Source organism: Planctobacterium sp. AWM4_229 (assembly GCF_056160305.1).
On the sequence record NZ_JBSWWX010000003.1, the window covers coordinates 1 to 15,661 of the forward strand.

The 15,661-nt window shown below is 44.6% G+C and carries 11 protein-coding genes and 1 riboswitch; of the genes, 6 read left to right on the forward strand and 5 right to left on the reverse strand.

All coding sequences use genetic code 11. From position 1 onward, the window contains the following. Positions 1 to 392 precede the first annotated feature (392 nt). The 4 genes from ACXAGP_RS06290 to gap form a co-directional block, all read right to left on the reverse strand. Positions 393 to 890, reverse strand: a complete 498-nt coding sequence (locus ACXAGP_RS06290; RefSeq protein ID WP_475260257.1) for a spore coat protein U domain-containing protein — start codon at positions 888 to 890, stop codon at positions 393 to 395. A gap of 284 nt (positions 891 to 1,174) precedes the next feature. Next, the gene (locus tag ACXAGP_RS06295) at positions 1,175 to 1,681 is read right to left on the reverse strand and encodes a hypothetical protein (protein WP_475260258.1); all 507 of its coding nucleotides are present in this window, start codon (positions 1,679 to 1,681) and stop codon (positions 1,175 to 1,177) included. Positions 1,682 to 1,704: 23 nt separating this feature from the next. Further along, positions 1,705 to 1,799: riboswitch (cyclic di-GMP riboswitch) on the reverse strand. Between the two features lie 309 nt (positions 1,800 to 2,108). Continuing rightward, positions 2,109 to 2,960 (reverse strand): D-hexose-6-phosphate mutarotase, encoded by an 852-nt coding sequence (locus ACXAGP_RS06300; RefSeq protein ID WP_475260260.1) that lies wholly within the window; start codon positions 2,958 to 2,960, stop codon positions 2,109 to 2,111. A 99-nt stretch (positions 2,961 to 3,059) separates the two neighbouring features. Continuing rightward, entirely contained in the window at positions 3,060 to 4,055 is a 996-nt protein-coding gene (gap, locus tag ACXAGP_RS06305) for a type I glyceraldehyde-3-phosphate dehydrogenase (RefSeq protein ID WP_475260262.1), read from the reverse strand. A gap of 382 nt (positions 4,056 to 4,437) precedes the next feature. On the opposite strand from gap, the gene malQ reads away from it, so the two are divergent. From malQ to msrB, 5 genes are all read left to right on the forward strand, one after another. Continuing rightward, positions 4,438 to 6,642 carry a 4-alpha-glucanotransferase gene (gene malQ / locus ACXAGP_RS06310; protein WP_475260263.1) on the forward strand — a complete coding sequence of 735 codons (2,205 nt, stop codon included), beginning with the start codon at positions 4,438 to 4,440 and terminating at the stop codon, positions 6,640 to 6,642. Between the two features lie 58 nt (positions 6,643 to 6,700). Then, complete coding sequence (gene glgB, locus ACXAGP_RS06315; protein WP_475260264.1) at positions 6,701 to 8,890, forward strand: 1,4-alpha-glucan branching protein GlgB; 2,190 nt, start codon at positions 6,701 to 6,703, stop codon at positions 8,888 to 8,890. Then, positions 8,890 to 10,956: a glycogen debranching protein GlgX gene (gene glgX, locus ACXAGP_RS06320; RefSeq protein ID WP_475260266.1), complete on the forward strand. Its 2,067-nt coding sequence runs from the start codon at positions 8,890 to 8,892 to the stop codon at positions 10,954 to 10,956. The genes glgB and glgX overlap by 1 nt, the downstream gene beginning before the upstream one ends. A gap of 180 nt (positions 10,957 to 11,136) precedes the next feature. Then, positions 11,137 to 12,663: an NADP-dependent phosphogluconate dehydrogenase gene (gene gndA, locus ACXAGP_RS06325; RefSeq protein ID WP_475260267.1), complete on the forward strand. Its 1,527-nt coding sequence runs from the start codon at positions 11,137 to 11,139 to the stop codon at positions 12,661 to 12,663. A gap of 10 nt (positions 12,664 to 12,673) precedes the next feature. Next, complete coding sequence (msrB, locus tag ACXAGP_RS06330; RefSeq protein WP_475260268.1) at positions 12,674 to 13,063, forward strand: peptide-methionine (R)-S-oxide reductase MsrB; 390 nt, start codon at positions 12,674 to 12,676, stop codon at positions 13,061 to 13,063. 111 nt (positions 13,064 to 13,174) lie between these two features. Here msrB and ACXAGP_RS06335 read toward each other — a convergent pair whose 3' ends face one another. After that, positions 13,175 to 13,993, reverse strand: coding sequence for a DUF2989 domain-containing protein (locus tag ACXAGP_RS06335; RefSeq protein ID WP_475260269.1), 819 nt, complete (start codon positions 13,991 to 13,993; stop codon positions 13,175 to 13,177). 199 nt (positions 13,994 to 14,192) lie between these two features. Between ACXAGP_RS06335 and ACXAGP_RS06340 the strand changes: the two genes are divergently transcribed. Continuing rightward, positions 14,193 to 15,641 (forward strand): glyceraldehyde-3-phosphate dehydrogenase, encoded by a 1,449-nt coding sequence (locus ACXAGP_RS06340; protein WP_475260940.1) that lies wholly within the window; start codon positions 14,193 to 14,195, stop codon positions 15,639 to 15,641. Positions 15,642 to 15,661 lie beyond the last annotated feature (20 nt).

Genomic DNA, 15,661 nt, shown 5'->3' on the forward strand with positions numbered 1-15,661 from the left:
TCGATCAAATAGAAATGCCCTTTAAAAACAACCGTTTATGGGGTTCCCCTTTCTTCATAAAAAATGAAGCTTTTTTCATTAATTCAATTGTCAGTCACAAATTCGACCGTAGATAAGATGATGTTCAAGTCGAGCATCAAAAATATGACGCTTTTTTCTGCGCATTTTTTTGACGCGGCATCATCATTTTATCCACCGTCATAAAATTGGCAGCCAGAATCCTGACACTCAGGGGCACCATCATTTAAATTGTAGTGACACGGTAATTAATGAATCACAACTTTTATCGTTAACTGTTTTCCTCTGTTGATTTATTGATACTGGTTAACCAGCTCAAAACAAACAGGGAAAAGATAAGAGAGGTAGAAAAGTATAAAAGAGCGTGACTTACTCTAATTGTAGGTGACGGTTACAGAAATAGTGTCGCTGTATGAGCCACTACTTTCAAAGCCGTTCACCTGTGGAATAATTGCGACATCGGTAGCTTCGCTGTCTCCGCCAGTACCAGTGCCATTAGCTTGCTGTACTGTTTGCGGTGAGCTTAGAGACAAACTGTTCGCCTGATCGCCAACATTAATGTTGTAGGCTATCTGATTTCCAGACTCATCAATTAAAAAACCGTTATTTGCTGATGAGTAGGTGGTGTCAGCGACGCTTTGCCCGGTATTACACCATACAGACAAAGTTCCGGCAGTTTGTGCCGAGGCGTTGCTCAGGTCAAGTGAGGTTGCATTATCAGATGTTGCATTGGATACCTTACACTCCGCTGCGATTTCTCCACCAATATCAAAAGACGTTTGTGCTGTATCTTCTAATGATATTTTGGCGTTCGCTTGCAGGGCGGCAATGGTAACAATAGCAACTAATGCGCTTCCACTTGCATATTTCATACTCGTTATCTCTGAATTATGTCCGTGTCGGAGCAATGCTCCACACAGATGCTGACAGGTGAATTAACATATGTTTAATCACCTAAAACCTTCACACTCAAAGACTATATCGGCAAAAATCTGGGTTCTCAAGCCACTAATTTACATTTTTTCCAACTTTTCTTCTGTCTTGCTTTTTCCTCTTTGTTTTCCAGGTTAAAAATTGTCATTTCATCAGCAACCACTGGTTGCAAATAGTCGCTGATGAAATGACAAAGATTGGTCAAAATCTTTGTCATTCAAACTTATTCGTAAGAAACCGTGATACTGATAGTATCTGAGTAGCTACCTTCGTATTCAAAGCCCGTTACCTGAGGTCTGATAGATACGGTACGAGCGATTGAAAGCCCTTCCGTGTCTGAACCAGCGCCTTGGGTAATTGTTTGAGCAGTGGACAGGTCAACGCCGGTTTGCGTATCAGAGATGTCTAGTAAGTAGGCGATATCTTCACCTGTGTGAGTATCGTTCTTTAATACACCACCATTAAGTGATTCATAAGTGGTGTTAGCTGTGCTTTGTCCGGTGTTACACCAGATTTCAACGGAAGCAACATTTTGTGCTTCAGTTGATGCCAGGTTCAAAGAAGTAGCGCCTGAAACAGTCGTGTTGTTAACCTTACACTCTGGCAGGATAGTGCCGCTGATCTCAAATGACGTTTCGTTAGTGTCATCAACCGAAATCGCTGCGCTAGCGTTTGCGTGAAAAGCTGCAGTCACTGAAAGTAAAGCAATGGTTTTGATGAATTTTTTCATTGTTGTATTCCCCAAAAGGTTGTTATTGCAGCCCGGCTGTCTCTTGCTCGTTCTCCTGAAAACTGAGAGACCCGTGGATTTCCGTCCTTATCTCGCGATAAGTTTGGCAGGTTATAAAGCGTTCGAGATTTACTAAGCATGCGCTATGCCAAAATGTGAATTTACTTTTGAAAGTTTTTGTTTTGAGCAGGGCGGGTGTTTTAAGTTGTTGAATATTAACAATAAAAAGTAGGCGTTAGACTTTAGTTGTAGGAGTTGTTGGTGGTCGTAAAAATTACCGCCTGAGCAAATGTGAATTTGGATTTTCAATTTTTTGACGGTGAAGGATTGCCGTTTTTTTATGAGGGTGTCAGTGGCAAAGAGGCAGAAATTGCCTCAGTTGGTTAAAAAAACAACTGAGTAAGAGGAGGGCTGTTACCTCAGCTGGTCAAAAAACCAACTGAGTAAGGGTGTGGCTGTTGCCGGGGGCAATGCTCAGGGGGGTAGTGATTGCCGCTTCTACGCAAACAAATTGTTTGAACTCGGCATCTGGAATGTTTGCAATCGAGCTAACGAGCTGCGCGCCGGGATTCCACACTACCAAACTGTCGTGACCGTCTGTTTTAATCAAGGTCTCAGCATCGGGTTCTACAATGGTCACTTCACCAGCTCGGGTTTCATGGATTCTATCGGTTTCACCCTCAAACACATAAACAGCCGGCGCTTCAAAGCGATCAAAATTGCGTGTCTTATCTCGGTATGCCCCGGAAATACCAGTTAATTGGGTGTTATCCAGATTTTCGATTTTAAAATAGGTGTGCAATGCCGCGCTGATATCGAAAGATTTGTTATCAATATTACTTGTAGTCAACGACATGGTCAGTTGTTGTCCAACGATGACCTTAAAGGACAATTGCGCTTTGAAGGGAAACCCCGGCAAGCCATCACACTCCATATTAAACAGCAGTTCAGTTTCATTGTTTTGGTTGTCTGAGATCTCCTCCAGGTTCCACAGTGTACTTCTGGCATAACCATGAGCTGGTAAGCCTTGTTCTTGTGATGGAAACTGGTTTGAAAACCACGGCCAACAGATGGGGGTGCCTCCCCGAATGGCGGTATCACCTTCGAGGCTTGCCATCGGGCTCATCCAGAGGCGCTCACGTGTATCCTGTTTAGGAACAAAGGAATATACATGGGCGCCAAATACCGAAATAGATGCGGTGGCCCATGGATTATCGATACGCACAATAACGTTGTTTGACAGATGAGTGATCTGACAGTGTTTGGATGTGTTTTGCATAAACTGTTAACTATAAACTATCTACGAATGAATAAAAAAAGGCGACCATCGTCGCCTTTTCAATCTGTTGTTGCTGATATGTGCCTCAGCGGAGTCTTCTTATTTGGCGATATGAGCAGCCAGGTCTAACACTTTGTTAGAATAGCCGATTTCATTATCGTACCAGGAAACTAACTTAACAAAGGTATCTGTTAGTGCAATGCCGGCTTTGGCATCAAAAATTGATGTACGAACATCACCAACGAAATCTTGAGAAACAACGGCATCTTCAGTGTAACCTAAGATACCAGCCAGCTCACCTTCAGAAGCTTCTTTTACGGCAGCACAAATTTCATCATAGCTGGCTGCTTTTGCCAGGTTAACCGTTAAATCAACCACAGAAACATCGGCAGTAGGCACGCGGAATGCCATACCCGTCAGTTTACCATTCAGCGCCGGAATAACTTTGCCCACCGCTTTGGCTGCTCCCGTAGAAGAAGGGATGATGTTTTGATAAGCACCACGACCACCGCGCCAGTCTTTCATGGAAGGACCGTCAACGGTTTTTTGTGTCGCAGTTGCAGCGTGAACTGTAGTCATCAGGCCATCAACAATACCGAATTTGTCATTGATAACTTTAGCAAGCGGTGCCAAACAGTTAGTGGTGCATGAAGCATTGGAAACAATATCTTGACCTGCGTATTCGTTGTGGTTAACACCCATAACGAACATTGGCGTGGCATCTTTAGAAGGAGCTGACAGAACCACTTTCTTTGCACCTGCTTTGATGTGCGCACGTGCTGTTTCATCCGTTAAGAACAAGCCAGTAGACTCAACAACGACGTCGGCGGAAATATCACCCCAAGCGAGGTTTGCCGGATCGCGCTCTGCTGTCACCCTGACGGTTTTGCCATTGACAACAAGGTTGCCTTCTACTACTTCAACTGAACCTTTAAAACGGCCATGGGTTGAATCGTACTTCAACATATATGCCATGTACTCGGCGTCGAGCAGGTCGTTTATACCAACTACTTCGATATCGTCTCTTTCACATGCCGCTCTGAATACAAATCTTCCGATTCGGCCAAAACCATTAATACCTATGTTAATTGCCATCAGTTTTCCTCGCGATCCTGTCTAAAATGAAAATAAATTACAGAAATTATGTCGTAATACCGACAATATAGCAAAATAATTTCAATAAATGTTGTTTAATTACGAATTTCTTGGGTGCAAAATAATGACGATTCATTTATTTTAGTACAGTTAAATGACAAAATAGGGTTATCGGTAAAGCAAAAAACCTGCTTTGAATACGTTTGCATCGGCTATCGGGGCTATTTCGGAACCCAATGAGATGTTGCTAAAATGTAAATCTTTAATGAACTAAGATTTGGTGTGTTTTAAGTGCAGGTGTCTGGATAATAGGATGGTTGCCTTTAGAGTTTTGATAAACACATCATTCATCTGTCACTTCAAAATAGGAAGCTAGACCAGCATGAGCTCATCAGTGCTTGAAAAATTAGTCGAAATTCGCGGAATCGAAACCAATTATGTAGATGCGTGGGGTAAACCTGCCACCGTCAGCGATGTCAGTAAGGCAAAATTACTTGAGACCCTGGGGTACTCAGTGAGTGACGAGCAAGCGCTGCAATCTGAGTTAAAGGATTTTGTCGCCAATAACTGGATGCAACCCTTGAATCCTGTGCAGGTAAACCGTATCGGTGAGCCGTTGGTGATCGCGCTGCGCTTGCCTATTGAATTGGTTAACGATGACTACACGCTGCAATTCACCCTGGAAGATGGCTCACAGCTTAAACAAAGCGTTGTTCCAGCTGATGGTGAGTTAATTAATGTTGTGCACATCGATGACGTGGAGTTTCAGGAATACATTATCGACGTAAAACACCAGTTACCTCTGGGTTATCACGATGTGCTGTTGTTAGGTGATGATGGCGATAAAATTGCAGACATGCGTCAAATCATCGCCCCAAAAGCTTGCTTTAAACCACAAAATATCGCCAATAACGAAAAAGTCTGGGGCTTAAGTGTTCAGCTTTATTGTGTGCGCAGTGAAACTAACTGGGGCGTTGGGGACTTCTCTGACTTAACCTATTTAATTGAACAAAGCGGGCGTCAAGGAGCACAGTTCGTTGGCTTAAATCCTATCCATGCTTTATATCCTGCTGATCCTGAGGCCTGCAGTCCCTATGGTCCGTCTTCTCGTCGCTGGTTGAATTTTATCTACATTGACGTTAGCAAGTTGGATGGGTATCAGGACCCATCGGTACAGGAAATTGTTACTGCGCCTGAATTCCAATCGGCCCTGCAGCATGTGCGCAACATTGATTATGTGGATTATGAAGCCGTAGTGCAGCTGAAACTCAAAGTGCTCAAAGCCATTTTTGAAGTGCAGTGGCAAAAGTCGTTAAGTAAAAACACCAAGCTCAATAAAGTGTTCAAAGCTTTTATTGAAGAAGGTGGAGAGAGCCTTGCAATGCTCGCCACTTATGATGCCATCCAGGAGAAACTGGCTAATGAAGGCAAGGCATCTTGGGGCTGGCCAGTATTTCCCTCTGAATTGAGTGAGTTCCACAAACCAGGCGTAGAGAAGTTTAAAAAAGCCAACAACAAAAACGTTAAATTCTACATGTTTTTGCAATGGCAAGCGGCACTGCAATTAGATGCGGCGCAATCTGCCGCTGTGCAGGCTGGAATGAGTATTGGTATTTACCGTGACCTGGCTGTTGGGGTTAGTGAGGGCAGCGCTGAAATCTGGGGTAACCGAGATCTATACGTTACTGATGCAAGTGTTGGGGCACCACCTGATGTGCTAGGGCCTTTAGGACAAAATTGGGGCTTGCCACCAATGGATCCTGAAACGCTATACCAACAAAAATATCAGCCAATTATCGATTTGTTTAGCTCTAACATGAAGTCTGCTGGTGCCTTGCGTATCGATCACGTTATGGCGCTATTGCGCTTGTGGTGGGTGCCTAAAGGTGAAAATGCCAAAGCGGGTGGGTATGTATATTATCCGGTTGATGATTTATTGGGGATTTTGGCGCTAGAAAGTTGCCGCAATGAAAACCTGGTAATTGGTGAAGATTTGGGCACGGTGCCTGATGAAATCCGCATTAAACTAGCGGAAAACGGTGTACATTCTTACCGTGTATTCTTCTTTGAACAGGCGAAAGATGGTGGCTTTTATTCGCCGCACCACTATCCTGTACAATCTATGTCTACCTTGACTACGCATGACATGCCCACTTTGACTGGATTCTGGCATTGTCTGGATCTGGAAAAGGGCAAAGAGCTAGGCTTGTATCCCAGTGAAGAAGTATTACAGGAATTGTATACCAGTCGTCACGATAACAAACAGCAAATATTAGATACGTTACATGGTCATTTCTCCATTCCCGATTGGATGGGACGTCACGTAGAACAGGTAGCCATGGTGAAAGAACTTAACCACGGCATGCAATACCACATGGCCAAAGGCAGCAGCGCATTGCTGAGCCTGCAATTAGAAGACTGGCTGGAGATGGACAAGCCGGTGAACATTCCGGGCACTTTTAAAGAGTATCCAAACTGGAAACGGAAATTAACCAGAAATCTCGAGCAGATATTTTCTGATCCGGTATTAAATAGTCTAGCCTTAGGGTTAACAGAAACCAGGAAAAAAGCATCTGACAATAATTAGAGATGCGGCTTGGCGAAGAGGCCAATAAATATCCACAATGAGCAAAGCGGGTAGATGAATGCAATCAGTACAAAAACTTGAAATAGCCAACTGCGGTTCTCCTTTTGAGGTTCTCGGTTTAAAGGAAGACGATAAAGGGCAAACTTTGACCGTTTGGAAGCCTGGTGCCAGTGCCGTCAGTGTGACTGATCTACGCACTGGAAAATCCTTAGGTAAAATGAAAGCGGAAGGTACTAAGGGATTATTCAAAGCTGAGTTAGAAAGTGCTGAAGCATTGGTTTACTCGCTGGAAATTACAACTGCTGAAGGGGATTATTCGCAGATAGACCCTTACCAATTTCAGGAACAAGCTTACCACGCAGTGCACTTCGTTGATCATCAACCGGAGAACGTCTACAACCAGTTGGGTGCGCAAGTTATTGAATTGGATGTGGGATTAGATAAACCGGTTTCAGGTACTCGATTTGCCGTTTATGCGCCTAACGCCTCATCCGTCGCCTTAGTCGGGGATTTTAACTGGTGGAATGGCTCTTCACACCCAATGCAACGCACCAGCATGGGCTACTGGGTCTTGTTTGTACCGGGAGTTGATGCGGGTGTTAAGTATAAGTTCCAGGTCAAAGACAGTCATGGCAATGATTTGCCACATAAAGCTGACCCGGTTGGCTTTCAGGCTGAACAATATCCTTCTCATGCATCCGTTGTTTATGATCACGATGCCTATCAATGGCAAGATGATGCCTGGATGAAGCGCGACATGGGCAATGTATACGAAAAGCCCATGAGTGTTTACGAAGTGCATTTAGGATCCTGGCGCAAGAACACCGATGAAAATGGCCAGCTGACTTATCTATCTTACAAGGAGCTTTCAGAAAAGCTGATCCCTTATGTCAAAGAGATGGGTTATACCCATTTGGAAGTGTTGCCTGTGCATGAGCATCCGTTTGATGGTTCCTGGGGGTATCAACCCGTTGGTATGTTCGCACCCACCAGTCGCTTTGGCGATCCGGATGATTTTAAGTATTTCGTGGATCAATGTCACCAAAATGATATTGCCATTATTATCGATTGGGTGCCTGCGCACTTTCCGGAAGACGGTCATGGCCTGGCCAGATTTGATGGTACCCATGTATACGAATACGAAGATCCACGCAAAGGCTGGCATCCGGATTGGAATTCTTGCATCTATGATTTTGGTAAGGATACGGTGCGTCAATTCCTGGTGGCAAATGCCTTGTACTGGGTAGATAAGTTTCATATCGATGGCTTACGCGTTGATGCGGTCGCGTCCATGTTGTATCTCGATTATTCGAGAAATGATGGTGAGTGGATACCGAATGTGGATGGTGGCAATAAAAATTATGAAGCCATCAGCTTGTTGCAATGGATGAACCGTGAAGTGTATCAAAAGCATCCTCATGCCATCACAATTGCTGAAGAGTCTACTTCCTTCCCCAAAGTATCACGACCTATCTATGACGGTGGTTTAGGCTTTGGTTTTAAGTGGAACATGGGCTGGATGCACGACACCTTACATTATATTGCTAAAGATCCTGCCTATCGCCGCTACCATCACAATGAAATCACTTTCAGTATGGTTTACGCCTTTGATGAAAACTTTGTCTTACCCATTTCTCATGATGAGGTAGTGCATGGCAAAGGTTCGTTATTGAGAAAAATGCCCGGTGATGAATGGCAACAGGCTGCGAATCTGCGCCTTTATGCTGCTTTTATGTATGCGCATCCGGGTAAGAAGCTCAATTTTATGGGCAACGAAATAGCTCAATCTGCTGAATGGAATCACGACTCTTCCATTAATTGGCACTTACTCGATTACGATAAGCACAAAGGTATTCAGAGCCTGTATCGGGATCTAAATCACCTCTACAAAGACGAACCTGCCTTACACGAGCAAGATTGTCATCATGAAGGCTTTGAGTGGATAGACCATCACAATTCTGAACAGAGCATTTTATCTTTCGTCAGAAAGTCAAAAGAAGGCAAAGAAAAAGTTTATGTTGTAAGTAATTTCACGCCGATTCCCAGAGAGCATTTCAGGCTGGGAGTGTTGGACGCAGGAGAGTATGAACTACTGTTATCTTCTGACGATGAAAGCTACTGGGGTAGCGGTTTTGACTGTGTCAAAAAGGTCAAATCCGAAGCGCAACCACACAACGATAGAGAATTTTCTATATCCTTGTCATTACCGCCGCTGGCAACCTTGTATGTCAGGTTTAAATCCTCCTGATGTCGGTAATTGAATGGCGAGTTGAAGAGGGTTGTCCTCTGCCCATGGGGGCGACACTTAAAGCTGGAGGTTGTAACTTCGCCTTGCACGCACCTGAAGCACAGGCAGTGCACTTGTGTTTATTCGATGCTGATGAAGTTCTGGTAGCCGAGATTGCACTGCCTAAAAAATCCGGTAAGGTATGGCATGGTTTTGTGCCGGGCATCAAAGAAGGGCAGCTTTACGGATATCGACTTCACGGTGAAGAGCAGCCCAAGTTAGGTTTGTGCTTCAACCCAGATAAGTTGCTAATAGATCCCTATGCCAGACGATTAAACCGCCCTTTGTTCTGGAATAAACAACAATATCAAGGCGACAGCCAGGCAATGATGCCTAAGTGCGTGGTTATCGAGGATGATTTTGATTGGCAAGGAGATGCTAAACCCGGTCATCAACTGGCAGACGTAGTATTATATGAAACTCATGTTAAAGGCTTAACTCAGCTACATCCTGGTGTACCTAAAGATTTGCGTGGCACTTATCTGGGCGCATGTAGTCGCCCTGTGATAAAGCACCTGAAAGAACTCGGCATAACAGCCGTGCAGTTTTTACCGGTTATGACCTCAATGCCCGAACCTTTTATCACAGAAAAAGGACTCACTAATTATTGGGGCTATAACACCATTAACTATTTTGCACCTGATGCAAGATATGCCATTGACGATCCTGTCTCAGAATTTAAAACCATGGTTAAAACCTTCCATCAGGCGGGCATCGAAGTCATCCTGGATGTGGTCTACAACCATACCGCCGAAAGTGGTGAGGGAGGGCCAACACTGTCGTTTAAAGGCATCGATAATTCAGCCTTTTATCTGTTTGATATTAACGAACACGGGGCAGTGGATTTTAGTCAATACAGCAATAATTCAGGATGCGGTAATAGTGTTGATGTTTCTCACCCTTATGCGATGCGTTTGGTCATGGACTCCTTGCGTTATTGGGTGGCTGAAATGGGAGTTGATGGCTTTCGTTTTGATTTAGCGGCAAGTCTTGGACGAGATCCCCATGAGTTTTCTGCTTCATCCGGTTTCTTCCGGGCTTTGCGCCAGGACCCCTTGTTACAGCATGTTAAGCTGATTGCTGAGCCATGGGATATTGGACACGGTGGTTACAGGCTCGGTCACTTTCCCAGTAACTGGCAAGAGTGCAATGACAAATATCGCGACAACGTCAGAGCGTTCTGGCGTGGTGATAAAGGCTTAACCAGTGAATTCGCTACGCGATTGTTGGGCTCTCGCGATATCTTCAAAAAGGGCCATCGCTCAATTCACTCTTCGGTGAACTTTGTCTCCTACCACGATGGCTTTACGTTGCACGATTTAGTGACTTATCGCGAAAAACACAATGAGGCAAATGGCGAACAGAATCGCGATGGTCACGGCCATAATGTTTCTGAAAATTATGGCGTAGAGGGGGAAACCCGAAAACCAGCCGTTGTGGAGTTACGAGAACGACAAAAGCGCAATATGTTTGCCACGCTACTGTTGTCTCAGGGCATTCCGCACTTGCTAGGTGGTGATGAACTGAGCCGCACGCAGCAGGGCAATAACAACGCTTATTGTCAGGACAATGAGATTAGCTGGTATAACTGGAAATTAAACGAGCGTAAAAAAGATTTCCTGGCCTTTTGTCAACACGTGGTGGCATTGCGTTCAAATAGCGTGTTATTGCGTAACCTCAATCTGGAAGATGATAGCTATTGCAACCGCCATAATGTGATCAGTGTTGGTTGGTATCGACCTGATGGCCGACGTAAAGTGGAAGATGATTGGCACGATGCCGACAATCAGGCTTTTGCTGTTGAGTTATTGGGGGACGATCAGTCAGATGAGCATTGGTTGTTGTTGTTCAATGCCAGTGATCATGATGTCAGCTATTGTCTGCCAGAAATTCCCACAAATACCGGCTGGCGACTGCAACTGGATACGCGCTACAGTAAACTCAAGGATATGCCGGAAATTTCGGTTACCGGACAATTTTTGCAGTCTGATAAGAGCATCAGTGTTTTCCGCAAGCGAAGAAAATAGCTCCAACCGGTTGTGTCACGTACCTGCCACTGAAACTTTACAGCACTTTATGTCAACCACTGGCTGCAAATGCAGCTAGTAATGGTTATAATGCAACGCCATACACCGCCTCTTTCAATAGCACCTTTTTAAGAACACGTTCATCATCGGGTGCATCTAATTATTAGGAATGTTCAGAATATGTCTGATTCGCTTTGTAATATTGGGTTTATTGGCTTGGGTGTCATGGGGAAAAACCTGACACTGAATCTCGCTGATCACGGTTTTAAAATCGCTTGTTTTGATTTAGACAGCAGCAAAATTGACGACCTTATCGCTACAGATAAGCAAGAAAATCCGGATGGTGAATCTCGCATTGTTGGTTGTTATTCCTATACTGAGTTATTACAAAAGCTGACCGCACCTCATCTTATTATTTTGTCAGTGCCCGCTGGCGAACCGGTTGACCATGTTTGCCATCATTTAATTGATGCTGGTATCGAGGCGGATGATATCGTCATCGATACAGGTAACAGTCTGTGGACAGATTCGGTTGCCAGAGAGCAAAAGTACAAAGGTAAATTTATCTTTTTCTCCACCGCAGTTTCTGGCGGTGAGGTGGGGGCCCGGTTTGGCCCGTCCTTGATGCCTTCAGGTGATCCCTACGCCTGGACCCGAATTGAGCCTGTGTTTACCGCGATTGCCGCTAAAGTTGATCCAAACACAGGTAAGCCCATCGAATCCAATATACCAGGCAAGCCGGTCAAAGGCGGCGAGTCCTGTGCTACCTACATTGGCCCAATTGGCGCAGGCCACTATGTGAAAATGGTACACAACGGCATTGAATATGCCGATATGCAATTAATTTGCGAAGCCTATGATCTAATGCGTACCGGTCTTGGGATGAGCACCGCCGAGATTGCAGATACCTTTCGCCAATGGAATGACGGCATACTCAATAGTTATCTGATTGAGATCAGCGCGGAAGTGCTTTCTAAAGTAGATGATGACACTCAAATGCCTCTTGTAGATTTGATCATGGACAAGGCCGGGCAAAAGGGTACAGGCCTTTGGACGGCAGTAAGCGCATTACAAGTAGGTGCACCTACACAAACCATCGCTCAAGCAGTATTTGCCAGAAGCCTTTCAAGCCTTAAAGCCGAGCGTGTGGCGGCGTCAAAAATTCTTTCCGGGCCACAGACTGTGACCGTCGCAGAATCGGACAAGCTGGAAGCCATTGATGCACTGAGAGATGCGCTGTATTGCTCCAAAATTTGTTCTTATGCACAGGGGTTCCAACTGATGGCAATGGCTGCTAAAGAGCACGGTTGGAAATTGGATTTTGCTGAGATAGCTAAAATTTGGCGAGCGGGTTGCATCATTCGCGCGGTCTTTTTGCAGTCTATTACTAATGCTTACGAACGTGATGATGAACTGGCAAACCTGTTGTTAGACCCGTTTTTTGCCGAGCAATTGACCAACCTGCAAGGTAGCTGGCGTAAAACCATCGCTGAGGCAACCTTGATGGGCATCCCTTGTGCAGCCATGTCTTCTGCTTTAAATTATTTTGATTCTTATCGACGAGAGACGTTGCCTGCCAACTTATTGCAAGGTCAAAGAGATTATTTCGGTGCTCATACCTATGAGCGCGTCGACAGTGTCCCAGGCAAGAAATTTCATACGGAATGGAGTATGCCTGGACAGCCCCAAATAAAAATTAAGCGTTAGGTTTTGAATTATGAAACTGACAGAACAACAATGGCGAGAAAAGCTTACTCCCGAGGAGTACCGGGTTTGTCGTGAAAAAGGTACAGAGAGACCTTTTACAGGGGAACTTTTGAGTGTCAACGATAAAGGTGAGTACCTTTGCAAGTGTTGTGGGAATTTGTTGTTTCTGTCAGATCATAAATTTGATGCTGGATGCGGTTGGCCATCGTTCTATGAAGAGGCCAAAGAGGGCAATGTTGGTTATCACGAAGACTTAAGTCATGGGATGCAGCGCATTGAGATTGTCTGTAACCATTGTGATGCTCACTTAGGGCATGTGTTCCCGGATGGTCCGGCACCAACAGGTAAAAGGTACTGTTTGAATTCGGTTTCGCTGTCGTTTAAGCCAGAAGATTCCTGATATTTTCTACTTGTACAGATATATATACATTCAAGTTATAATTTAGAAGAAAAATTATTTTTGTAATTCTCTTTCAATATCATTCCTCCATTTGCTGTCACTAACGAAAGTTTAGTAAACGAATGGTTTGTGCTCTGGCGCAACAAATTTCCCGGAACGAATGTCGCTGATATAGTCATCGGCAATGTCTTCAAGCTTGCCTGGGTTTTTACCAACTTGTCTCACCAGTGCTTCAATTTGAGCCAAATCCAGCTCTGTAACGTCATACCTTTTAGCGATGTACGCCCAAACATAAGCGCGAGGGAAGCGCTCTTGTTTCAGAAAAATCGTCGATAAACTATAGAAAATTTCCGGGTCAACCGTGTCACCAGATTCGTAAAGTTCCAAGGCGTGATACAGTAAATTTACGGTGCGGTCCAGATCCCTTTTTACATAGTACTCAGCTAATTTAACTTGTAAGTCGGGTTTCTCCAGTGCTCCCGTTGCCTCCAGTGCCAGAAAGTCCAGTAGTGACTCCTCGCGGCCAAATCTGGACCAATGGTAGTGCAGCAGGTAGGGATCTTTTGACTCTTCAGTGTCTCTCGCCAACTGAGCTAACTGGCGGCGCGCGGTGATCACGCCTTTCATTCTGTCGGTTTTCTTTTCTTTTTGTTTTATGTGCTCAATTTGCGCCGCCTTACTAATACAGACTTTGTAATCTTCAAACTGGAGCAGCAGCTTGTACTTAAGCTGATCGGAGGGTTGCTGTAGGTTGGCATAGCGTGAACGGATAATTTCCGCCTTTTCCTGGCGACAGTGGGCATCAGAATTGAGGTCGTTACACATTTGCGGGTAGTCACGGCATATTTGCGATATGGTTTTCTCGCCAAAAAACATGTCGCCACAACCAGAGAGGAACAAAACCGTTGAAACTAAGAAAAATAAACGCATTGAAGATGATACCTTTGGTGGAAAATTACCAACAAAAACCAGCAATTTCCGTTCTGAACCCTTATTCCTGAAAATTTAACACAATTTTGTGCAAAGCATACCTTCCCATAAAATAGCCGCCCTTCAAGTTATAAGCAATGTTAAACCGGAAGAAATCGGTTATAGCGATTTTTTCATGACCACGAGGTAAATGACTAAAATGAATCAACAGTTAGAGCAGGCGTTATTAGATAGTTGGCAGGAACGTCAGGAATACGCGGAACAAATGTTGCCTTTAATGGGCAAGTTGTATCGTGATTTTGCTGTTGAAATAACCGTTTTCGGAAAGCCGCTGATGGGCGCCAGTGTCATAGACATAATTAAGGCGCATCGCAGCGTTCGTTTACACAAAGAAGAAAAATTAAAAGTCAGATACAGTTTTGCTGTACTGGAAGCTTTGTCAGAAATGACGTTGGCGCCGGCAAAGATTGACATTGGCAAGCTTGCTTATGGTTTCTTCCACGAGGAAAGAGCGGCTGGTCTTGAAATGAAAGACTATCTGACTCGCGAGTTGGAAGGTGTTGCCGGTTGCGTAGACAATCACGCACCGCAAGACGTAGTGCTCTACGGTTTCGGTCGAATCGGTCGCATCATGGCCAGATTGCTAATCGAAAGACAAGGTAAGAATAATAAGTTGCGTTTGCGTGCTATTGTTGTGCGCGGCGGTAAAGACGGCGACCTCGAAAAGCGTGCCAGCTTATTGCGTCGTGATTCTGTGCACGGCCCATTCAATGGCAGCATTACCGTTGATCACGAGCGCAATGCGCTTAAAGCCAACGGTTCATTTATCCAGGTGATCTATGCCAATAGCCCGGAAGAAGTAGATTATGAGCAATACGGTATCAAAAACGCATTAGTGGTAGATAATACCGGTGTTTGGCGTGACAGAGACGGTTTGTCTAAGCATTTGGAATCTAAAGGGGTTGCTAAAGTACTGCTTACTGCTCCGGGTAAAGGTGATATTAAAAACATTGTTTACGGGGTAAACCACGACGATATCGAAGCCGCTGATCAAATCATGTCTGCCGCTTCATGCACTACCAATGCGATTACTCCGGTACTTAAAGCGTTGGACGAAAAATACGGAATTCGCAATGGTCATGTGGAAACTGTGCATTCTTACACTAATGACCAGAACTTGATTGATAACTTCCACAAAGCGGATCGCCGTGGTCGCAGTGCTTCTTTGAACATGGTTATCACCGAGACTGGCGCAGCCAAAGCCGTATCTAAAGCCTATCCTAAACTGGCAGGGAAACTAACGGGTAACGCTATTCGTGTGCCAACTCCCAACGTTTCATTGGCGATTTTGAATTTGAATCTGGAAAAACCAACCAGCAAAGAAGAAATCAATGAGTATCTGAAAGAAGCGGCTTTGCGCTCTGATCTGCAAGATCAAATTGACTACACAGCGTCCACTGAAATCGTATCCACGGATTTAGTGGGTTCGCGCGCTGCATCTGTTGTCGATTCACAAGCGACGATTACTTCTGATGATCGCGTAACCTTGTACGTTTGGTATGACAACGAGTTTGGTTACACTTGCCAGGTAGTGCGTGTTGCACAAAAAATGGCAGGTTTGTCTTTCGAGAACGTACCTAACTGGTAATCACAGAGCAAATTTACAGT